This window comes from Quadrisphaera sp. KR29, from assembly GCF_052644995.1.
The window spans coordinates 118,266-138,618 of sequence record NZ_JBQXXG010000011.1 but is presented as its reverse complement, the minus strand read 5'-3'; the positions used below and the strand labels follow the sequence as shown (position 1 = coordinate 138,618).

Genomic DNA, 20,353 nt, shown 5'->3' with positions numbered 1-20,353 from the left:
CCCCGCGCTGCCAAAGGAGGCACCTGAGATGTCCCACACCGCCGCCGCGACCAGGTCCGCCCGGCCGCTGCGCCGTCACGCCGGCACCGCCGCGCTCGCCGCGGCGGGCCTGCTCCTGGCCGGGTGCTCCGCGCCGGGCAGCAGCACCGCCGCCGGCGCCGCCTCGTCGTCGTCGACCCTGGCCGCGGGCGAGAGGCCCAGCTGCGGCACCGAGCCGGTGGAGCTGTCCGCCTACATCGAGTCGGGCTTCCCCCTGCCCCAGGCCCTCTTCGACGAGTTCACCAAGGCCAACCCGAACGTCACCTTCGACGTGCGCGAGGACCAGTTCGCCGTCATCACCCAGAACGCGCCGCGCGTGCTGGCCGACAACCCGCCGGACCTCATGCGGCTGCCGCAGATGTCGGAGCTGGCGAAGGACGGGCTCCTCAAGGACCTCGACCCCTACGCGGAGGCCTTCGGCTGGGACCAGTGGCCGCCCTCCCAGCTCCAGCAGCTGCGGGTGGGCGAGGACGGCGAGCGCGGCGACGGCCCCCTGCAGGCGCTGGGCCTCAACTTCAGCATGACCGGCGTCTTCTACAACAAGGACCTGGCTGCGCAGATCGGCATGACCGAGCCGCCCGCCACGCTGGCCGAGCTGGACGACGCCCTGGCGAAGGCGAAGGCGGCGGGGATCACGCCCATCCAGCAGTTCAACGGCGGCGCCACCGGCGGCCTGCTGTTCCCGCTGCAGAACCTCATGGCCGCCTACGGCTCCCCCACCGAGCTGAACGACTGGATCTTCAACAAGGAGGGCGCCACGATCGACACGCCGGCGAACCTCCAGGGAGCACAGCACCTGCAGCGGTGGATCGACGCCGGCTACTTCGCCGGGGACGTCAACTCCGTCGACTACGCGACCATGATGAGCCGCTTCATCGGCGGGGACGGCCTGTTCATGTTCGACGGCGACTGGGAGTCGGCGAACCTCGACACGCAGGTCCCCGGGAAGGTCGGGTTCTTCCTCATGCCGCCGCAGGAGGCCGGTGGGGGGCAGGCCGCGATGTCGGCGCCCCTGACCTTCGGCATCGCCAACGCGGCACCCCACGCGGACTGCGCGGCCGCCTTCCTGGACTGGGTGGCCACCGACCAGCAGGCGCGCACCACCACCGTCCAGGTGGGCGGTTCGCACCCGATGGGCCCCGCCGACGCCTTCATGCCGGAGACCGAGGCCGGCTCGGTGACCGCGCAGACCCTCGAAGCCGGCGCGAAGATCACCGCCGACGACGGCGCCATGGACTTCCTGGCCAACGCCACCGGGGCGATCTACGCGCAGAGCTGGACCCCCAACCTGCAGAAGATGGTGGCCGGCCAGCAGACGCCCGAGGGACTGCTCTCGTCGGTGCAGGCCGACTACGAGAGCCAGCTGCAGGGCTGACGTTGACCGTCTCCGAGGACGAGGCCGGGCAGCTGCGCACGCAGCTGACCGGCCGCTCGCCGGACGCCGCACCGCGCGGCCGCTCACGCCGCGCCCCCGTCGCGCGGCGCTGGGCGGCCGCGGCGGGGTGGCTCTTCGTGCTGCCGGCGCTGGCCTTCTACGGGGTGTTCGTGCTGCGCCCCATCGCGCTGACGCTGCAGTACTCCCTGTACGACTGGAACGGCATCGGCGCGGCCCGCTACGTCGGGGCTGACAACTACGTCCGCATCATCACGGACCAGCGGCTGCTCAGCCCGATCCTGCACGCCTTCGAGCTGATCATCTTCTTCAGCGCGGTGCCGGTGGTCCTCGGGCTGCTCGTGGCGAACACCATCCGCGGCATCGCCACGAGCCGCCTGGCCGGTGTGGCCCGCACGGTGGTCTTCATGCCGCAGGTCATCCCCCTGGTGGCTGCCGGCATCATGTGGAGCTGGCTGCTCTCGAGCACGGGTCTGGTCAACCAGCTGCTGCGGGCCGTCGGCCTGGGCTCGCTGACGCGCGCATGGCTCGGTGACTTCAGCACCGCGCTGCCCGCCGTCGGGCTCATCGGCGCCTGGGTGCTGCTGGGGCTGTGCACCGTGCTGCTGCTGGCCGGCATGGGGAAGATCGACACCGCGCTCTACGAGGCTGCGCGGCTGGACGGCGCCGGCCCCGTGCAGGAGTTCTTCGCGGTGACCCTGCCGGGCCTGCGCCAGGAGATCGCCGTGTGCGTCACGGTGACGGTGATCGCGGCGCTGTCGAGCTTCGACATCGTCTACATCTCCACCCAGGGCGGCCCTGGCGGCGCCACGAGCGTGCCGGGCCTGCAGATCTTCTCCCTGGCGTTCTCCCAGCGCGAGGTGGGACTGGCCAGCGCGCTGGCGATGGCCCTCATGGTGCTCGTCGTCCTCGTCGTGCTGCCGATCCAGTGGGTCACCCGCAGGGGCGAGGGATGATCGTCTCGCGCCGGGAGGCGCTGCTCGGACGGGTGCTGCTCGTCGTCCTCATGGCCGTGACGGTCGTGCCCTTCATCAGCCTGTTCGTCACCGCGCTGCACCCCGGCGGCACCTACCCGCAGGGCATCACGTGGCCCGAGGCGCCGCAGTGGGGCAACTTCGCGCGGGCCTTCGAGGCGGCGCAGATGGGCAGGCTGCTGAGCTCGACCCTGCTCATCGAGCTGGGCGTGGTGCCCGCTGCGCTGCTGTTCGCCACCATGGCCGGCTTCGCGCTGGGGCAGCTGCGCATCCGCGGGCACCGCGCGCTGCTCGTGCTGTTCCTGCTGGGGCTGGCGCTGCCCTTCGAGGGCGTCGTCATCCCGCTGTACTACCAGGTGCGCGAGATGGGTCTGCTCGGCACGCGCTGGGCCATCGTGCTTCCGCTGCTGGGCCTGTACATGCCCTTCGCGGTGGTGTGGATGCGTGCGCACTTCGCGACGGTCCCCGCCGAGCTCTCCGAGGCGGCCCGCATGGACGGCGCGGGGCTGTGGCAGCTGTTCTGGCGCATCCACGTGCCCTTGGCGCGGCCGGCGCTGGCGTCGCTCGGCATCCTGCTGTTCCTGTGGACCTGGAACCAGTTCCTGCTGGCCATCGTCATGGTCGACGACCCCACCCGACGCACCATGGCGGGCGCGCTCGGCGCCTTCCAGGGCCAGTACGGCACCGACATCCCGCTCCTGTGCGCGGGGTCGCTGCTGATCCTGGCCCCCACGCTGCTGGTCTTCTTCGTCTTCCAGCGGCAGTTCGCGGCAGCGCTGCTCGCCGGCGCCGTCAAGGGCTGACCCCGCCCCACCCGAGCCGGCCGTCGGCGCCGGGCCGACCCCCGGCGCCGACGGCCACCCCCGTAACCTCCCCGAAATGCCGGTGTCACAAGCCGGAGACGCGTGCTCCCTAGCGTGCGACGACGGCAGACGCACGAGCAGTGCCAGCGCGACCCCCCGAGGAGGGTGGATGTTCAAGGACGCGAACGAGGTCACCAGGTACATCGACGAGAACGACGTCAAGTTCGTCGACGTCCGGTTCTGCGACCTGCCCGGTGTGATGCAGCACTTCAACGTGCCCGCCGCCACGGTGGACGAGGACTTCTTCACCGAGGGCCAGATGTTCGACGGGTCGTCGATCCGCGGCTTCCAGGCCATCAACGAGTCGGACATGAAGCTGGTGCCGGACCTCGACACCGCCTACATCGACCCGTTCCGCGTCGAGAAGACGCTGAACATCAACATGCACATCGTCGACCCGATCACGGGTGAGCCCTACAGCCGCGACCCGCGCCAGATCGCGGCCAAGGCTGAGGCGTACCTGCGCAGCACGGGGATCGCCGACACGGCGTTCTTCGCGCCGGAGGCGGAGTTCTACATCTTCGACGACGTGCGCTTCAAGACCTCCCAGCAGGAGGCCTACTACCACATCGACTCCATCGAGGCCGCGTGGAACACCGGCCGCGTGGAGGAGGGCGGCAACCGCGGGTACAAGACGCCCTACAAGGGCGGCTACTTCCCGGTGCCGCCGACCGACCACTACTCCGACCTGCGCGACCAGATGAGCCTGGCGCTCGACGCGCAGGGCTTGGGCGTCGAGCGCGCGCACCACGAGGTGGGCACCGCCGGCCAGACCGAGATCAACTACCGGTTCGACACGCTCGCGAAGTCGGCCGACAAGATCATGCTGTTCAAGTACATCATCAAGAACGTGGCCTGGCAGGCGGGCAAGACCGTCACCTTCATGCCCAAGCCGCTCTTCGGTGACAACGGCTCGGGCATGCACGTGCACCAGTCGCTGTGGAAGGACGGCTCGCCGCTGTTCTACGACGAGTCCGGCTACGGCGGCCTGTCCGACACCGCCCGCTGGTACATCGGCGGTCTGCTGCACCACGCGCCGTCGCTGCTCGCCTTCACCAACCCGACGGTGAACAGCTACCACCGCCTGGTGCCCGGCTACGAGGCGCCGGTGAACCTCGTGTACTCGGCGCGCAACCGCTCCGCCTGCGTGCGCATCCCCATCACCGGCTCCAACCCCAAGGCCAAGCGCATCGAGTTCCGCGTGCCGGACCCCTCGTGCAACCCCTACCTGGCCTTCTCCGCGATGCTGCTCGCCGGCATCAACGGCATCCAGAACCGGATCGAGCCGCCGGACCCGGTGGACAAGGACCTGTACGAGCTGCCGCCCGAGGAGCACGACGCCATCGCGCAGGTGCCGGGCTCGCTCGGCGCCGTCCTCGACGCGCTCGAGGCCGACCACACGTACCTGACCGACTCGGGGGTCTTCACCGAGGACCTCATCGAGACCTGGATCGAGTACAAGCGGAAGAACGAGATCGACCCGATCCGCTTCCGCCCGCACCCGCACGAGTTCGAGATGTACTACGACATCTGATCACCGGGTGCAGCGCTGAGCCCGCACCGCCGTCTCCTGGGGGACGGCGGTGCGGGCTGCTGCGTCGGTCAGACCCGCCGCAGCAGCCCGGCCAGCTCGGCCCACCACTCCAGCCGCGTCGGCCGCCCGTCGTAGCTGGCGCGCCGGTTCGCGCCGGAGGCGCTGGGCAGCACGAACACCCGGCTGGCGCCGACGGACCACGGCGCGGGCCCCAGGCCCGGAGGGCGGTGACCGGCGAAGCGGGCGTACGCCGTCCCCGCGGCCTTGCCGTGGAAGGCCACCCACCCCGGTGCGTGCTGCTCGACCGCGGCGCGGAAGCGCTGCAGGTCCTCGGCGGACGCCCGGCCGCCCGGCCGGGCCGGGTCCTGCAGCAGGTCCGTCAGCCCGACGCCGACGCCCGGCAGGTCGGCGTCCTCCTCGGGCGAGAAGCGGCGCGCCGTGATGCCCGACTCGTGCAGCAGCCGCCAGAAGCCGTCGCCGGGACCGGCGTGGTGGTGCCCGCGCCGGGCGGCGCACGCGGTCACCGCCGGCCCCACGAGGACGACGCGCAGCCCGGGAGCCAGGTGGTCGCTGAGCCGGGCGCCTGTCACCGGCCCATCGTCGGGCAGCGGGCCCGGGGCGCGCGAGGTGCCCGACAGCGCGACCGCTCCCACGGCGGAGATCGCAGGGCGCCCGCCGCGGCCCGGTGGTTGGCTCGGGGGATGCGCATCTTCTTCACCGGCGGCAGCGGCAAGGCCGGCCACCACGTCGCGCCCTTCCTGGCCTCCCAGGGGCACCACGTCACCAACGCCGACCTCACGCCGCTGCGCCACCCCGACGTCACCGACCTGCGGGTCGACCTCACCGACGCCGGCCAGGTCTACTCGGCGCTGGCGGGCACGCCCTCGGGGGCCGACCTGGAGGGTCCCGGGCGCCCGGCGGGCACGGCCTCGGCCTACGACGCCGTCGTCCACTACGCCGCCATCCCCAGCCAGTTCATCGCCCCGGACGCCACGACCTTCGCGAGCAACGTGGTGGCCCACTACAACGTGCTCGAGGCCGCCACCCGGCTCGGGATCCGCAAGGTGGTCTTCGCCTCCTCGGAGACGACGTACGGCATCTGCTTCGCCCAGGGCGAGCGCAAGCCGCTCTACGTCCCGGTCGACGAGGAGCACCCGGTGGTGCCGGAGGACTCCTACGCCATGTCCAAGGTGGCCGGCGAGGTGGTCGCCCGCTCCTTCCAGGCCCGCAGCGGTGCCGACGTCTACGGCCTGCGGATCAACAACGTCATCGAGCCGCACCAGTACGCGGAGGACTTCCCGGCCTTCCTGGCCGACCCCGCGCTGCGGCGCCGCAACGTCTTCGCCTACATCGACACCCGCGACCTCGGGCAGATGACGCTGCGGGCCCTGCAGACCGACGGGCTCGGCTACCAGGTCTTCAACGTCGCCAACGCCGACTGCTCGGTGGCCGCGACCACGAGCGAGATCATCGAGACCTTCTACGAGGGCGTCGAGGTTCGCCGCCCGATGGGCGAGCACGAGACCTTCTACAGCATCGACAAGGCGCGCGAGCTCCTCGGCTACGCCCCCGAGCACTCCTGGCGCGACGTGCTGCCCGACCCCCGCGCCGGCGCCTGAGCGCCCGCCGGCTCACCCGCACGGGCGGCGCGCCCGCGCCCCCCGGTGCACCAGGCTGGCGGTGGGCACGAGCCGCCCGGGCGGTGCCCGCCCCGGCGCGCTGAGGACGTCACCGACGTCGCGCCGGGACGGGCACCGCCACCCGCCGCGCTCGCGCCACCGCCGAGGGGGGCAGGATCCTGGCGTGGCCGTGCTGCACCTCATGGTCGGGCTGCCCGCCTCGGGCAAGACGACGACGGCGGGCGCGCTCGCCGAGCAGCGGCGCGCGCTGCGGCTGACGCCCGACGAGTGGATGATCCCGCTGTTCGCCCACAACGACGCCGGCGGGAAGCGCGACGTGCTCGAGGGGCGCCTCATCACCACGGCGCTGGAGGTGCTCGGCCTCGGCTGCGACGTCGTCCTCGACTTCGGGCTGTGGAGCCGCCAGGAGCGCGCCGCGCTGCACCACCTCGCCGCCGTCGCCGGGGCGGGGTGCCGCTCGGTCTACCTGCCGGTGGGCCCGGAGGAGCAGTGGGCGCGCGTGCAGGGGCGCCGGGACACCGTGGGCCGCCTGACCTTCGCCATGACGCGCGAGGAGCTCGACGGGTGGCGCCTGCGCTTCGAGCCGCCTGACGCGGCGGAGCTGGCCGGGGGCGCCCCCGAGGCGGTGCTGCCGCCCACCAGCGCGTCGTGGTCGGACTGGGCCGTGCAGCGGTGGCCCTCCCTGCGGGTGCCGCCCGGGGCTCACGGCAGCAGGAAGTCCTCGACCTGCAGGTCGTAGGCCACGAAGGGCCGCAGCCCACCGGCCAGCTCCACGAGCACCTCGCGCGCCGTGGCCGCGACGCCGGGCGCGAGCGACAGCAGCGCCGCGGTCTCGGTGGTGCTGTCGCGCGCGGGCCCGGCCCAGGCGGTCTCCGGCAGGCGGGTGGCGATCTGCTCGAGGCAGTCGTCGAGCACCAGCCCCGGCTCGGCGGGGCGCTCCTGCAGCTCTCGCAGGTGCTGCTCGACGGCCCCCGACCAGCGCTCGGGCTGCTCGGGCGGGAGGAACAGCAGGACGTCGTACGACACGCAGACCCCCTGTCGGTCGGCGGTGACCAGGTGCAGCAGAGGAGTACCCCGATCCGCCGCCGCCCGCACCTCGCCGCCGGCGCGCCCGGTCCGCAGCGCCGGCGGCGCTCAGGCGGGCAGCAGGCGCAGCGCGAAGGGGTCCAGGCTGCCGGGCAGCGGCCGGTCGGCGCGCAGGCGCGGCGCGACCGGGCGCCACGCCTCCTGGGCGAGCGCAGCGAGCAGCGTGCTGGTGGTCAGCAGGACCACCCCGCGCCCCGGGCACATCCCCGGCCCGGCGCTGAAGGGCACCAGCGGCCAGTCGACGGCGCCGCGCGGGTCCTCCTGGCCGGAGCCGTCCAGCCACAGCTCGGGGGCGAGGCGGTGGGCCTGCGGCAGGCGGCTCTCGTCGCGGTGGAAGAAGGGCGCGAAGACGAGCACCCCGGCACCCGCGGGCAGCTGCCCGGTGCGCCACGTCGTCGTCGCCGTGGTCTGCCGCAGCACGGCGGGGGTGGTGGGCCACAGCCGCAGCGACTCCAGCACCACCGCGCGCAGCAGCGGGCGGCGCGCCACGGGCGCCGCCGGGTCGGCCGACGGCGCAGGCGCCTCCTCGCGGACGCGGCGGGCGACGTCGGGGTGGGCGGCCAGCAGCTCGAGGGCCCGGGAGGACGCCCACGCCGCGGCGTCGAAGGCGAACAGCCACTGCGGCACCTGCTCGTGCGGTGCCACCCCGGGCCGCGCGGGCGTGCTGGCGACCAGCGCGGCCAGGCTCCCGGGCTCGGCGGCCTCCACGTAGTGGCGCACCCGGCCGAGGAAGCGGGCCCGCGTGCGCCGGTCGACCGGGGCCAGGCCCGACCAGTTGGCGCGGCGGCGCAGGGCGAGCAGGTCGTCGGTCACCTGCTCGTCGTCGCGGGCGGACTCCCCCAGCACGACCCGCCGCACGGTCCGCCACCAGGCGCGCGAGAGCAGCGGCCAGGTCAGCGCGCCCTCGGCGCGCGCCTGCTCGGTGAGCAGCCGCGCCTCCTGCGCCACCGCCGCGGCGAACGGGCCGGCGAGGTGGTGCAGGGGCTGGCCGGCGTCGAGCACGGACTCGTTGAACGGGCGGCGCTCGGCCCGGGCGGCGGGTGGGCTGATGAGCACCCCGCGAGGCTGGAAGTGGGCCAGCGCCCCGCGCTTCTCCGGGGAGGCCGGGGAGAACGGCTCCGGGGCGCCGTCCAGGACCCTGCGCACGTCATCCGGCTCGACGGGGACGACGAAGGACCTGCCCAGCACGCGCACGTGCACCGGGTCGGGGCCGTGGCGCTCGCGCAGGCGGCGCACCGCCGCGACCGCGCGCGCATCGAGGTCGAGCCGGCCGACCGCGGCCACCACCCGCGGCCGGCGCACGACGGCCCCCTGCGCCGCGACGGGGAGCAGCACCCCGGTGAGCAGCCGGGCGGCGTCGGCCAGCGACGCGGTCGGCACCAGCCCCGCCCGCCGGGTGCGGGTCACGGCCGCCCGAAGCCGAACGGGATGGGGATCGGGCCGCAGCAGCACACCCCCTGCACCCGCTGCTGCGGCGTGAGCAGCGCGACCGCCTGGTAGCAGGCGGCGAAGCGCAGGGCCACGGGCAGCACCGAGCGGGACACGCCGCGCTCGGCGACGGTGCGGCGCACCGCCCCGGAGCAGGAGTCACCGCCGTGGGCCAGCCGGTGGGCGCACGAGTAGCCCTTGTGCGGGGACAGCCGGGCCTGGTACCAGGCGATGGCCCTGTCGACGGCGCGCGCTGCTCGGGTGGGACCGCTCATCCGTCGATGCTGCTCCAGTGGCGCGGATCACACCCGTCGACCATGGACCCCGCCCTCCGCACCGCCGGCCGCTGACAGGTGCCGGGAGGTGCCGGGAGGCGCGGCGTGCCAGCCTCGCGGGGTGGAGGGCTACACCCGCGGCGGGCTGCACTTCGACGTCACCGACCTCGGACCCGACCTGCCGGGGACGCCGGTCGCCCTGTGCCTGCACGGCTTCCCGCAGGACCGCACCGCCTTCGACGGCGTCGCGCACCGCCTCGCGGCGCGCGGGGTGCGCGTGCTGGCGCCCGACCAGCGCGGGTGCTCACCGCGCGCCAGGCCGCGGGGCCGTCGTCCCTACGTCCTGTCCGAGCTCGTCGCGGACGCCGTCGCGCTGCTGGACGCGGCCGGCGTGCAGCGCGCCCACGTCATCGGCCACGACTGGGGCGGGGTGGTCGCCTGGGCGCTCGCCGCGTGGCACCCCGAGCGGGTGGCGTCGCTGACAGCCCTGTCGCAGGCGCACCCCGCGGCGATGGGCCGCGCCGTCCTGGGGTCCTCCCAGGGGCTGCGCTCCTGGTACGTGGGCGCCTTCCAGGTGCCGCTGCTGCCCGAGCTGGTGCTCCTGCGCGGCGGGGCCCTCGGCCGCCTCCTGGAGCGCACCGGGCTGCCGGCCGAGCTCGCCCGGGGGTACGCCGAGCGGGCCGCCCGGGGAGGACGGCTGGCCGCCGGCATCGCCTGGTACCGGGCCCTGCCGCTGGGCCGCCGGCCGGTGGGACCGGTGTCCGCGCCGGTCACCTACCTGCACGGCTGGCAGGACCCCTTCTACTCCCCCGCCAGCGTGCTCGGCACCGCCGAGCACGTGCGCGGCCCCTACCGGCGGCGCACGCTCGACACCGGCCACTGGGTGCCCGAGCTCGAGCCGGACGCCGTCGTCGCGGCCGTGCTGGAGCAGGTCGGCGCCGAGGGGTCCACCATGGGCGCGTGAGCGAGCTCCCGGTCCTGACCGCCGCCGACGTCGCCGCCCAGCCCGTCCTGGACGTGGGGTCCTTCTCCCAGGACGACGCCGTGGACCTGGGCGTCATCGCGCTGGAGGTGGTCCGCGAGCGCGGCGCCGACCTCGCCGTCCGCGTGGAGCTGGGCGGGGAGACGGTCTTCCTGGCCCGGACGGGCACCACCGACGCCGGCAACGAGCGCTGGCTGGCGGGCAAGGCCCGCGTCGTCCACCGCTTCGGTGAGCCGTCGCTGCTCGTGCGCCGGCGCCACGAGGAGGCCGGGACCCCCTTCGAGGACCGCGACGACGTCGACCACGACCAGCTCAAGGCGCACGGCGGCTCCGTGCCGCTGCGCGTGCGGGGTGAGCTCGTGGGCACGCTCACCACCTCGGGCGAGCCCGACGTGGTCGACCACGCCGTCTCGGCCGAGGCGGTGCGGCGCTACCTCGAGCGCCGCGCGGGCTGACCGGGCCGACCGGGAGGAGGACCGACGTGCGCAGGGTCGTGGTCTACGAGCTGGTGTCCCTGGACGGGGTCGCGGAGTCACCGGACCGCTTCTTCGGGTGGGACGACGCGCTGGACGCGCAGCTGGGCGAGGTGATCGCCACGCAGGACGACGTGCTGCTCGGCCGGCGCTCCTACGAGGAGTGGGCCCCGTACTGGCCGACCAGCGACGTCGAGCCGTTCGCCACCTTCATCAACGGCGTGGCCAAGCACGTCGTCACCAGCCGCCCCCTGGAGCCGGCCTGGGGCGGGGCGCGGGCCGTCCCGGGCGACCCCGTCGCCTTCGTGCGGGCCCTCAAGGACGGTGAGGGCGGTGACATCGGGGTCCACGCCAGCATCAGCCTCGCGCAGTCCCTCCTGGCCGGCGGCGTCGTCGACGTCCTGAGGCTCGTGGTGGCCCCTGCGGTGGCGGGCAGCGGACGGCGGCTGCTGGACGGGCTGCCGGCGCTGCGCCTGCAGCTGCAGGGCAGCGAGGCCTCGCCCACCGGGCACGTCGTGCTCGACTACCGCGTCGGCGCGGCCTGACCGGCTCGGTGGGGCGCTCGGAGGCGCCCGGGGAACGGCTGGGCGGGCGGCTGGGCGGGCGGCGGGCGGCGGCTGCCCGCAGGATCACCGGGTGAGCACGCACACCCCCGCCCCCGTCGAGCTGGCCGAGACCGCGGCGTCGGACCTGTCAGCCCCGCCCTCGCAGCGCGGGGTCGCGGTGGTCACCGGCGGCTCGGCGGGCATCGGCCGCGCCGTGGTCCGCGAGCTGGCGGCCCGCGGCTGGGACGTCGCGGTGCTGGCCCGCGGCCGCGAGGGACTGGCGGGCGCCGTCGCCGACGTCGCCGCGGCGGGGCGCCGCGGGCTGGGCGTGGTCTGCGACGTCGCGCACCGCGAGCACGTGGACGCGGCCGCCACCCGCGTGGAGGCCGAGCTCGGGCCGGTGCAGGTCTGGGTCAACAACGCCATGGCCAGCGTCTTCTCCCCGTTCTGGGACACCGACCCCGACGACTTCGAGCGCGCCACCGCGGTCACCTACCTCGGCCAGGTGCACGGCACCCGGGCCGCGCTGGCGCGCATGCGGCCGCGGGACCGGGGGCACGTGGTGCAGATCGGCTCGGCGCTGGCCTTCCGCGGCATCCCGCTGCAGGCGGCCTACTGCGGCGCCAAGCACGCCGTGGTCGGCTTCACCGAGTCGGTCATCACCGAGCTGCGCCACGAGGGCAGCCGGGTGCAGGTGTCGATGGTGCACCTGCCCGGCATGAACACCACCCAGTTCGGGTGGGTCCGCACCACCCTGCCGCAGCACCCGCAGCCGGTCGCCCCGATCTACCAGCCGGAGGCGTGCGCGAAGGTGGTGGCCGAGGTGGTCGACCACCCGCGCCGGCGGACGTGGGTCGGGGAGTCGACGGTCTACACGGTGCTCGGCAGCTGGGTGGCGCCGTGGTTCGTGGACCGCTACCTCGCGCGCACCGGCGTGGACGGGCAGCTCACCGACCAGCCCCGCTCGAGCATGCGCGGTGACTACCTCGACGCGCCGGTGGCCGGGGACGCCGGCGCCCGCGGCGTCTTCGACGACAGGTCGTGGAGCTGGAGCCCGCAGGTGTGGCTCCAGCAGCGCCGCCACGCCGTGGACGCCGCGGGCACCGCGGCGCTGGCGCTGGGAGCGGTGACCGCGGCGGTGGGGGCCGCGACCGCCCGCCGCCGGCGGCGCACCTCCGCGGCCGCCCGCGCGCGGCGGTGGCTGGGACGGTGAGCCGGCCGCGGCGCCCACGCCCCGCGGGCTCGGTGCTGCAGGGCGCCAGGGCGGCCTGGGGCGCCGCCCTGCTGGCCGCGCCCGGCACGGTGCTGGGCCTGCTCGGCCAGCGCCGGCCCGGTCCCCGGTCGCTCGGGGTGGTGCGGCTCCTGGGCGCTCGCCACCTCGTGCAGGCCGCATTCTGCGGGCGCGCGCCCGGGAGGGCGGCCCTGGCCGACGGCGCGTGGTTGGACGCGGTGCACGCGCTCTCCGCGCTCGGGCTGGCCGCGGCCGACAGGCGCCGGGCACGCCTCGCGCTCCTGGACGCCGCCATCGCCTCCACCTGGGGCCTCGCCACCGCCCGCGCCGCGCGCCGGGTCCCCCTCGACACCGGCCACGAGCCGTCCCGCCGCGAGCGCCTGGCGCGCACCCTGCACCCCCTGCTCCCCGGGGCGCCCCCGCTGTGAGGGCGCCCCGCGGGGCTCAGCCGTCGGTCTTCTCCAGGGCCGCGTAGGCGTACTGGAGGGCGTCGGCGGCGGCCACCACCGTCATGCCGGTGGTGACCCACCGCGTCGCCCGCGGCGCCGCCGCGTGGGAGAGCAGGGCTGCGGTGGCCACCCACTGCCCCAGGCAGAACGGGCAGGTGACGAGCTCGCCGACGGCGTGCCGGACCGCTCCCTCGCGCGGCTGCTCGAGGACCTCGCCCGGGCCTGCGGGCCCCGAGAAGACGGTGAACGGGGCGCGCAGGGGCGACAGCACGGCGTCCTTGGACAGCGTGCGGGTGGTGCGGAAGACGGCCACGGACATCAGCGCCAGGTCGGCCGGGCCCGGCAGGGCCGCCCCCCGACGGCGGCGGGCCAGGACGGTCGCTGCCGTGATGGTGCTCACGGCGTAGCCGCCCATGAGCAGGGCGTAGCCGGTGAGCGGCCTCTCATCACGGTCGTCGGGGTCGGTGCCGAGCTTCTCGTACTCGCGGCGCGTGCGCAGCCACCAGCGCGCGACACCGGCCAGCGGTCCGGCGTGGGTGTGGGCGGCCTGCGCGAGGCGGAGGTCGGCGTCATCGGCGGTCATGGCAGCCCGGTACCCGATCGCGCGCGCCCCAGTCGCGCCCGCCCGGTGGGTGCGCCGGCCGAGGGTGCGCGGCTAGCGTCGGCGGGGTGTCCTCGGTGCCCGCCGTCCCTGCCGTGACCGCCGAGACCGAGGGGCGTGCGCACGGGCGCCCCGTGCCGCGGGCGCTGCTCGACGGCGTGGTGCTCGGGCTCGTGCTCATGGCGGTGTTCACCGCCGCGTGGGCGGCCAACGCGCTGGGCGCCTGGCCGGGGGTCCTCGGGACGTCGCTCACCGCGGTCGCCGTGGCCGCCAGCACCTGGTTCCTCGTCACGGCGGTCAGGCTGGTGCGCCACCGCGGCCGGGCCAGCGCGACCACCTCGCCGGAGGAGCTGGCTCGGCAGCGCCGCAGCGGGCGCGCCTTCGGCTGGGTCTTCACCGCCGAGGCCGTGGTCATCGTCGTCGCGGCGAACGCGCTGGGGCGCGTCGGTCGGCCCGACCTCGTGCTGCCGGTGGTCGCCCTCGTCGTCGGGCTGCACTTCTACCCGATGGCGCGGATCTTCCAGCGCCGGATCGACACCTGGCTGGCCACCGGCCTCAGCGCGGTCGGGCTGGCGGGGCTGCTGGCGCTGCTGCTCACCAGCGCGAGCCGCGACGCCGTGTGGGGGCTGGTCGCCGTCGGCGCCGCCCTGACCACGGGAGCCTACGGCGCGTACTTCTCCCGCCTGGCGGAGCAGCTCCTCGCCCGCTCGACGACCTCCGCGCCGCCGGGGTCGCCCGCGCCACCAGGCGCCTCCGGTCGCTCCGCCTGAGCGCTGCGCGGCAGCTCGGCGGCCGTTGGTCCACCGCACGATCGACGGAGCAGGAGCTGTTGACAGTCGATCGGTGGTTACCGAACATCAACGCATGCACATCGCCAAGCGAGCGGTCCGACCGCTCCAGCTGCTCCTCGCGGCGCTCCTGGCCGCCCTCCTCGGCGCCCAGGCGCTGCTGGTCGCCGGGCTCACGCAGCTCTCCCCCACGGACGTGCCTGAGCTGCAGCGGTTCCGCTGGACGCTCCTCGTGCTCGCCGTCGTCGTGCTCGCGTGCGCGGAGGTGGTCGTCGTCGCCACGTGGCGCCTGCTCGCCCTGGTGCGCGCCGACCGCATCTTCAGCCCCGGCGCCTTCCGCTGGGTGGACGCGATCATCGGCGCCTTCGCCGCGGCGTGGGTGGCCCTGCTCGTCGCCGTCGTCCCCGTCCTGCAGTTCGCCCAGGTCGACGACGCGCCGGGGCTGGGCGGCCTGCACCTGCTCCTGCTGCTGGTGGGCCTGGTGCCGGTGCTGCTCATGCTGGTCATGCGGGCCCTGCTGACGCAGGCCACCTCGCTGCGCTCCGACCTCGAGGCGGTCATCTGAGTGGCCATCGTCGTGCGCATCGACGTCGAGCTGGCGCGTCGCAAGATGTCGGTCGGGGAGTTCGCCGAGCGGGTCGGGCTGACCCCGGCCAACGTGGCGGTGCTCAAGAACGGCCGGGCCAGGGCGGTGCGCTTCAGCACCCTGGAGGCGATGTGCCGGGTCCTCGGCTGCCAGCCGGGGGACCTGCTCGAGTGGGTCCCCGACGAGGCGGCGGCGGAGCCGGCGACCGGCTGAACCGTGACCGGGCGGCCCGTCAGGGAGCGGCCGCCCCCGCTCCCGCACCGGCGGCGCCCACCGGGGACCCACCGCCGGTCCCCTGTCGCTCCCGGCGGCGCACGAGCCGCCACAGGAGCGCCCCCACCGCGGCGAAGGAGCCCGCGCTGACGAGGCCCACCGGCCCGGCGACGACGGCGCTGGCGCCGGGGACGAGCAGCAGGGCCAGCGGCGCCAGGCCGTTGAGCACGCCGTGGGCGGCGGCGACCGGCAGGACGCTGGACGTGAGCTCGCGCAGCGCCGTGAGCGCCGCCGACGCGCCGGTGCAGAAGACCACCATCGTGAGCGCACCGGCCACCGGCCGACCCGGGAAGTCGTACCCCTGCACCACCACGGGGGCGTGCCACAGCCCCCACACGAGGCCGATGAGCAGGTTGGCCCTCAGCGGCCCGAGGTACCTCCACCGCTCCCACAGCAGACCCCGCCAGCCGTACTCCTCCCCCAGGGCGAAGAGGCCGTTGACGGTCCACCCGGCCACCACCGCACCCACCACCGCCACCACGAGGAGCACCGGCAGCGGGGGCGGAGGCCCGGCCGCCGCCACGGCGTCCTCCCCGAGGAGCTGACCCGCCGCGGCGACGAGGTCCGCCCCGCTGGTCACCGGCCTGCCGAGCGAGGACGGACCTCCCAGGGCAGCCGACGCCAGCACCACCACCGCCAGCAGGCCCAGCGCGGCCACGACCACGGCCGCGGGGGCGAGGAGGTGGACCAGGACGGGGCGCAGTCCGCCGCGGGGCAGGCGGAGGCGCTCGCGGACCACGCCGCGCTCCAGCACGAGGGCGGCCACCAGCGGTGACGGCATGAGCAGGAGGGCCAGGACGAGCACGCCCGTGAGGGACGCGGGGGCGACACCGGCCACGGCGAGCAGGGCGCCCACGAGGGCGGACCAGCTCAGCACGACCACCACGAAGCGGCTCGCCAGGGACACAGGAGCACGGTGCCACCTGCCGGCCTCCGCAGCGCCGAGCGACACCGCCCGGCGCTCCTGGGCGCCGCTCAGGCCGGGGTGCGCAGCGCTCGGGCGACGCGGCCCACCAGCACGCGCGCGCCCCGGCGGCCTGCCGGGGTCGGCAGCATCGGGTAGACGTGGAGCTGGCCCGGCTCCTCGAACAGCTCGACCTCCACCCCAGCCGCCCGCGCCCTGGCCACCAGCAGGTGGGCGTCGGGGTTCAGCACGTCGCGGGTGCCGGTGAAGAGGGTCAGCGGGCCGAGCCCCGCGAAGTCCCCGAACAGCGGGCTGACGGCGGGGTCGGTCACGGGCAGGTCGCCGCGCCAGGCGTCAGCCAGCACCCGGGCGCCGGGCGTGGCGAGCCAGGGGTCGGTCGGCTGGACCGCGGGGATGCGCGGGTTGCTCCAGGTCAGGTCCAGCGCCGGGGAGACCAGCACGGTCACCGGCAGGCGCACCCCCTGGTCGCGCAGGGCCAGCGCGGCCGACAGCACGACCTGCCCGCCCGCGGAGTCACCCATGACGCCGGTGGGGCCGTGGCGCTCGGCGCTGGCGCGGACCAGCTCGACGACCCGCTCGCGCACCGGGCCGGCGGTGCCCCGGGGGACGAGGGGGTAGACCGGCACCGTGACGACGACGCCGGCCCCTGCGGCCACCGCGGCCGCCAGGCGCCACTGCTGGCGGACGATCTCGTTGACCCAGCCGCCGCCGTGGACGTAGACGACCCCGCCGGCCGGTCGCTCCACCGCCGTGGGCGTGAGCGTGTACACGGGCCAGCCGCGGTCGTGGACGACGTCGACGCGCACGTCGCTCCGCAGCGTGCGCGGCGGGCCGTAGGCGGCGGGGCGCAGGGTCCTCTCGCGCATCCTGGCGCGGGCGCCCTCCTCGGTGACGAACGTCCTGTTGAAGTGCAGCAGGCGCATCAGCGGCGGGAGGAGGGAGCTGGCGACGTCGAGCGGCACCGGCCCACCGTAGGGGCCCGCCGCTGCCGGCGCCGAGGGGCGGGCGGCGCCCTACGCTCGCGGCATGGCCCCTCGCCGCAACCCCCTCGACGGCCTGCGCGAGAAGGCGGGGCAGCTGGGCGAGCGGCTGGGCGAGCGCCTGCCCGGCCCCGGGCTGCGCGGGGTCGACGAGCGCCTGGGTGAGCTCTTCGGCGCCGGCGGCCCGCCGCCGCGGCCGCTGGCCCTGGTGCTGGCCGACCTCGACGCGCTGGTCGGCCTGGAGGACGTCAAGGAGCAGGTGCGGGCCCTGCTGGCGTTCCTGCAGGTGCAGGCCCGGCGCAAGGAGCACGGCCTGCCGGAGGTGGCCACCTCCCAGCACCTGGTCTTCCTCGGCAACCCCGGCACGGGCAAGACCACCGTGGCGCGCCTGCTCGCCGAGATGTACCGCGCGGTGGGGCTGCTGGCCAAGGGCCACCTGGTGGAGGTCGACAGGGCCGGCCTGGTCGGGCAGTACGTCGGCGCGACGGCCCTGAAGACCGACAGGGTGGTCCGCTCCGCGCTGGACGGGGTGCTGTTCATCGACGAGGCGTACTCGCTGGCGCCCGAGGGCGAGGGCCGCCTCGACTTCGGCCCCGAGGCGATCGAGGTGCTGCTCAAGCGCATGGAGGACCACCGGCACCGCCTGGTGGTCGTCGTCGCCGGCTACCCGGCGCTCATGGAGGCCTTCCTGCGCTCCAACCCCGGGCTGCGCTCCCGCTTCGCCCGGGAGATCACCTTCCCGGACTACTCGGTGGCCGAGCTGGAGCAGATCTTCTCCCTGGTGGCCGCCGAGCACGCGTACTCCCTCGCGCCCGGCGCCGGCGAGGCGCTGCGGCAGGTGCTCGCGGGGCTGGGCACCGGCCCGCGCTCGGGGCGGGACTCCGGCAACGCCCGCTTCGTGCGGACGCTGTTCGAGCAGGCGCTGAACCGCCAGGCGCTGCGGCTGACCCGGGCGGCCCACGACGACGTCGGCGTGCTCGAGCGCGATGAGGTGTCGGCGCTGTGGGCGCAGGACATCACCGAGGCCGCGCAGGCGCTGGGGCAGGAGCCGTCGGCCACGGGGCCGCGGCGCCGCCGCTGGCTCGGCTGAGAGGACCGCCACCCGCCGGGCAGGGCCGGATTTGGTGTCTCCGCTAACAATTCGGTAACGGCCCTCGCCATCCGTCGTCGGAGCCATATGTTTGGGCCCGCAACATATGGTGCGGGCGCTGGAGCCCGCCGATGCGAAGGAGCATCCATGCGCGTTCGTCGCTCTGCCCTTACCACCGGCGCCGTCGCCGGCCTGCTGTTCCTCTCCGCCTGCGGCGGCGGGTCCACCGACGCCGGCGGCGGGGGCGAGGCCTCCGGTGACGGTGGCGGTTCGGGCACCCCGGAGGTCGGCGTGATCCTGCCCGACACCGAGTCCTCGGTGCGCTGGGAGTCCTTCGACCGCCCGTTCCTCGAGAAGGCCTTCGAGGACGCCGGCGTCACGGCCGTCATCCAGAACGCCCAGGGCGACGCCACCCAGATGCAGACCATCGCCGACCAGATGATCACTCAGGGCGTGAAGGTCCTGGCCATCGTCAACCTCGACTCCGACTCCGGGGCGGCCATCGAGGCCAAGGCCAAGCAGGCCGGCGTGCAGACCATCGACTACGACCGCCTCACCCTCGGCGGCAGCGCCGACTACTACATCTCCTTCGACAACACGAAGGTCGGCGAGCTCCAGGGACAGGGCCTGGCCCAGTGCATGGGCGACGCCGGCGGCAACATCGTCTACCTCAACGGCTCGCCCACCGACAACAACGCGACGCTGTTCTCCGCGGGCGCGCACAGCGTGCTCGACCCCCAGACGCAGTTCAGGGTCGTCGGCGAGCAGGCCGTCCCGGACTGGGACAACCAGCAGGCCGCCACGATCTTCGAGCAGCTGCTGACCCAGGCCGGCGGGGACGTCCAGGGCGTGCTGGCCGCCAACGACGGCCTGGGCAACGCCGCCATCTCCATCCTGGCCCGCAACGGCCTGGCCGGGCAGGTGCCGGTGACCGGCCAGGACGCCACCGTCCAGGGCCTGCAGAACATCCTCGCCGGCACCCAGTGCATGACCGTCTACAAGGCGGTCAGCAAGGAGGCCGAGGCCCTGGCCGCCACCGCCGTGGCGCTGACCAAGGGCGAGGAGCCGGAGACCACCGGCACCACCGAGGACGCCACCGGCGGCCGCCAGGTCGCCTCGGTCCTCCTCGAGCCGCAGGCGATCTTCCGCGACAACGTCAAGGACGTCGTGGACGACGGCTTCGTGACCGCCGCCGAGCTGTGCACCGGCGACTACGCCGCGGCCTGCACGGAGCTCGGCATCTCCTGACCCCCGCGGTCGCACTGGGCGCCTCGCCCCCGGCCGTCGCCGGCCCCGCCACCGCGGGGCCGGCGGCGGCCGGGCGGTGGGGCGCCCCACCCCCGTCGGGACCCGCACCAGGAGGAAGAACCCCGTGACGTCGCCCACCACCCCCACTGCGCCCACCACCCCGGCCGGCCCGCCGCTGCTCTCCCTGCGCGGCATCGACAAGAGCTTCGGCGCCATCCAGGTGCTGCACGGCGTGGACCTCGACGTGCGCGCCGGTGAGGTCACCGCGCTGGTCGGGGACAACGGCGCCGGCAAGTCGACGCTGGTCAAGTGCATCGCCGGCATCTACCCCACCGACGGCGGCGAGTTCTTCTTCGAGGGCCAGCCGCAGACCGTGCGCGGCCCCAAGGACACCGCCGCCCTGGGCATCGAGGTCGTCTACCAGGACCTTGCGCTGTGCGACAACCTCGACATCGTCCAGAACATGTTCCTCGGCAGGGAGCGCAAGACCGGCCTCCTCCTGGACGAGTCGACGATGGAGGAGCTGGCCCGCCAGACCCTGGCCAGCCTGTCGGTGCGCACGGTGCGCTCGGTGCGCCAGCTGGTCTCCAGCCTGTCCGGCGGCCAGCGCCAGACGGTGGCCATCGCCAAGGCCGTCCTGTGGAACTCCAAGGTCGTCCTGCTCGACGAGCCCACCGCCGCCCTCGGGGTGGCCCAGACCCGCCAGGTGCTCGACCTCGTGCGCCGCCTGGCCGACAACGGCCTGGGCGTGGTGCTCATCTCCCACAACCTCAACGACGTCTTCGAGGTCGCCGACTCCATCACGGCGCTGTACCTGGGGCGCTCGGCCGCCACGGTGCGCACCCGGGACGTCACCAACAGCCAGGTCGTCGAGCTCATCACCGCGGGCCGCTCCGGCGACCTCGGGCTCGCCCCCTCGACCGCCGCCGCCTCGGCCTGAGGAGCCCCCC

Annotated in this window: 24 protein-coding genes; 17 read left to right on the top strand and 7 right to left on the bottom strand. The window is 75.1% G+C overall.

The window, feature by feature from the left end:
- Positions 1-28: 28 nt before the first annotated feature.
- From ACUN9U_RS11870 to glnA, 4 genes are all read left to right on the top strand, one after another.
- Positions 29-1,414, top strand: a complete 1,386-nt coding sequence (locus tag ACUN9U_RS11870; protein ID WP_445485190.1) for an ABC transporter substrate-binding protein — start codon at positions 29-31, stop codon at positions 1,412-1,414.
- 44 nt (positions 1,415-1,458) lie between these two features.
- Positions 1,459-2,388, top strand: coding sequence for a carbohydrate ABC transporter permease (locus ACUN9U_RS11865; RefSeq protein ID WP_445485213.1), 930 nt, complete (start codon positions 1,459-1,461; stop codon positions 2,386-2,388).
- On the top strand, positions 2,385-3,209 hold the full coding sequence (locus ACUN9U_RS11860) for a carbohydrate ABC transporter permease (RefSeq protein ID WP_445485189.1): 825 nt from the start codon (positions 2,385-2,387) through the stop codon (positions 3,207-3,209). The genes ACUN9U_RS11865 and ACUN9U_RS11860 overlap by 4 nt, the downstream gene beginning before the upstream one ends.
- Positions 3,210-3,378: 169 nt before the next feature.
- On the top strand, positions 3,379-4,803 hold the full coding sequence (gene glnA / locus ACUN9U_RS11855; protein WP_445485188.1) for a type I glutamate--ammonia ligase: 1,425 nt from the start codon (positions 3,379-3,381) through the stop codon (positions 4,801-4,803).
- Positions 4,804-4,871: 68 nt separating this feature from the next.
- Here glnA and ACUN9U_RS11850 read toward each other — a convergent pair whose 3' ends face one another.
- Entirely contained in the window at positions 4,872-5,393 is a 522-nt protein-coding gene (locus tag ACUN9U_RS11850; RefSeq protein WP_445485187.1) for a mismatch-specific DNA-glycosylase, read from the bottom strand.
- Between the two features lie 111 nt (positions 5,394-5,504).
- Between ACUN9U_RS11850 and ACUN9U_RS11845 the strand changes: the two genes are divergently transcribed.
- Entirely contained in the window at positions 5,505-6,422 is a 918-nt protein-coding gene (locus tag ACUN9U_RS11845) for an NAD-dependent epimerase/dehydratase family protein (protein WP_445485186.1), read from the top strand.
- Between the two features lie 184 nt (positions 6,423-6,606).
- Positions 6,607-7,182, top strand: coding sequence for an AAA family ATPase (locus ACUN9U_RS11840; protein WP_445485185.1), 576 nt, complete (start codon positions 6,607-6,609; stop codon positions 7,180-7,182).
- On the opposite strand, the gene ACUN9U_RS11835 is transcribed toward ACUN9U_RS11840, so the two are convergent.
- The 3 genes from ACUN9U_RS11835 to yidD all read right to left on the bottom strand — a co-directional run bounded on the left by ACUN9U_RS11835 (position 7,146) and on the right by yidD (position 9,232).
- Positions 7,146-7,469: a hypothetical protein gene (locus tag ACUN9U_RS11835; RefSeq protein WP_445485184.1), complete on the bottom strand. Its 324-nt coding sequence runs from the start codon at positions 7,467-7,469 to the stop codon at positions 7,146-7,148. The genes ACUN9U_RS11840 and ACUN9U_RS11835 overlap by 37 nt on opposite strands.
- Before the next feature lie 108 nt (positions 7,470-7,577).
- Positions 7,578-8,909, bottom strand: a complete 1,332-nt coding sequence (locus ACUN9U_RS11830) for a cytochrome P450 (RefSeq protein WP_445485183.1) — start codon at positions 8,907-8,909, stop codon at positions 7,578-7,580.
- Positions 8,910-8,932: 23 nt separating this feature from the next.
- Entirely contained in the window at positions 8,933-9,232 is a 300-nt protein-coding gene (yidD, locus tag ACUN9U_RS11825; protein ID WP_445485182.1) for a membrane protein insertion efficiency factor YidD, read from the bottom strand.
- A gap of 121 nt (positions 9,233-9,353) precedes the next feature.
- Here yidD and ACUN9U_RS11820 point away from each other — a divergent pair, with 121 nt between their 5' ends.
- The 5 genes from ACUN9U_RS11820 (at position 9,354) to ACUN9U_RS11800 (ending at position 12,891) form a co-directional block, all read left to right on the top strand.
- On the top strand, positions 9,354-10,196 hold the full coding sequence (locus tag ACUN9U_RS11820) for an alpha/beta fold hydrolase (RefSeq protein WP_445485181.1): 843 nt from the start codon (positions 9,354-9,356) through the stop codon (positions 10,194-10,196).
- Positions 10,193-10,669 (top strand): heme-binding protein, encoded by a 477-nt coding sequence (locus tag ACUN9U_RS11815; RefSeq protein ID WP_445485180.1) that lies wholly within the window; start codon positions 10,193-10,195, stop codon positions 10,667-10,669. The genes ACUN9U_RS11820 and ACUN9U_RS11815 overlap by 4 nt, the downstream gene beginning before the upstream one ends.
- A gap of 26 nt (positions 10,670-10,695) precedes the next feature.
- On the top strand, positions 10,696-11,232 hold the full coding sequence (locus tag ACUN9U_RS11810) for a dihydrofolate reductase family protein (RefSeq protein WP_445485178.1): 537 nt from the start codon (positions 10,696-10,698) through the stop codon (positions 11,230-11,232).
- 145 nt (positions 11,233-11,377) lie between these two features.
- Positions 11,378-12,445, top strand: a complete 1,068-nt coding sequence (locus tag ACUN9U_RS11805; protein WP_445485212.1) for an SDR family oxidoreductase — start codon at positions 11,378-11,380, stop codon at positions 12,443-12,445.
- Positions 12,442-12,891: a hypothetical protein gene (locus ACUN9U_RS11800; RefSeq protein WP_445485177.1), complete on the top strand. Its 450-nt coding sequence runs from the start codon at positions 12,442-12,444 to the stop codon at positions 12,889-12,891. The genes ACUN9U_RS11805 and ACUN9U_RS11800 overlap by 4 nt, the downstream gene beginning before the upstream one ends.
- Before the next feature lie 16 nt (positions 12,892-12,907).
- On the opposite strand, the gene ACUN9U_RS11795 is transcribed toward ACUN9U_RS11800, so the two are convergent.
- Entirely contained in the window at positions 12,908-13,495 is a 588-nt protein-coding gene (locus ACUN9U_RS11795; protein WP_445485176.1) for a DUF1360 domain-containing protein, read from the bottom strand.
- An 86-nt stretch (positions 13,496-13,581) separates the two neighbouring features.
- Between ACUN9U_RS11795 and ACUN9U_RS11790 the strand changes: the two genes are divergently transcribed.
- The 3 genes from ACUN9U_RS11790 (at position 13,582) to ACUN9U_RS11780 (ending at position 15,100) form a co-directional block, all read left to right on the top strand.
- Positions 13,582-14,283, top strand: a complete 702-nt coding sequence (locus ACUN9U_RS11790) for a hypothetical protein (protein WP_445485174.1) — start codon at positions 13,582-13,584, stop codon at positions 14,281-14,283.
- Between the two features lie 94 nt (positions 14,284-14,377).
- Positions 14,378-14,866 carry a DUF2975 domain-containing protein gene (locus ACUN9U_RS11785; RefSeq protein WP_445485173.1) on the top strand — a complete coding sequence of 163 codons (489 nt, stop codon included), beginning with the start codon at positions 14,378-14,380 and terminating at the stop codon, positions 14,864-14,866.
- Positions 14,867-15,100, top strand: coding sequence for a helix-turn-helix domain-containing protein (locus ACUN9U_RS11780; RefSeq protein ID WP_445485171.1), 234 nt, complete (start codon positions 14,867-14,869; stop codon positions 15,098-15,100).
- A 19-nt stretch (positions 15,101-15,119) separates the two neighbouring features.
- Here ACUN9U_RS11780 and ACUN9U_RS11775 read toward each other — a convergent pair whose 3' ends face one another.
- Both ACUN9U_RS11775 and ACUN9U_RS11770 read right to left on the bottom strand, forming a co-directional pair.
- Positions 15,120-16,067, bottom strand: coding sequence for a CPBP family intramembrane glutamic endopeptidase (locus ACUN9U_RS11775; protein ID WP_445485170.1), 948 nt, complete (start codon positions 16,065-16,067; stop codon positions 15,120-15,122).
- A 68-nt stretch (positions 16,068-16,135) separates the two neighbouring features.
- Entirely contained in the window at positions 16,136-17,047 is a 912-nt protein-coding gene (locus ACUN9U_RS11770) for an alpha/beta hydrolase (protein WP_445485169.1), read from the bottom strand.
- A 64-nt stretch (positions 17,048-17,111) separates the two neighbouring features.
- Here ACUN9U_RS11770 and ACUN9U_RS11765 point away from each other — a divergent pair, with 64 nt between their 5' ends.
- The 3 genes from ACUN9U_RS11765 (at position 17,112) to ACUN9U_RS11755 (ending at position 20,343) form a co-directional block, all read left to right on the top strand.
- Positions 17,112-18,155, top strand: a complete 1,044-nt coding sequence (locus ACUN9U_RS11765; protein WP_445485168.1) for an AAA family ATPase — start codon at positions 17,112-17,114, stop codon at positions 18,153-18,155.
- A 147-nt stretch (positions 18,156-18,302) separates the two neighbouring features.
- Complete coding sequence (locus ACUN9U_RS11760) at positions 18,303-19,403, top strand: sugar ABC transporter substrate-binding protein (RefSeq protein WP_445485166.1); 1,101 nt, start codon at positions 18,303-18,305, stop codon at positions 19,401-19,403.
- Positions 19,404-19,527: 124 nt separating this feature from the next.
- Positions 19,528-20,343: an ATP-binding cassette domain-containing protein gene (locus tag ACUN9U_RS11755; RefSeq protein ID WP_445485165.1), complete on the top strand. Its 816-nt coding sequence runs from the start codon at positions 19,528-19,530 to the stop codon at positions 20,341-20,343.
- Positions 20,344-20,353 lie beyond the last annotated feature (10 nt).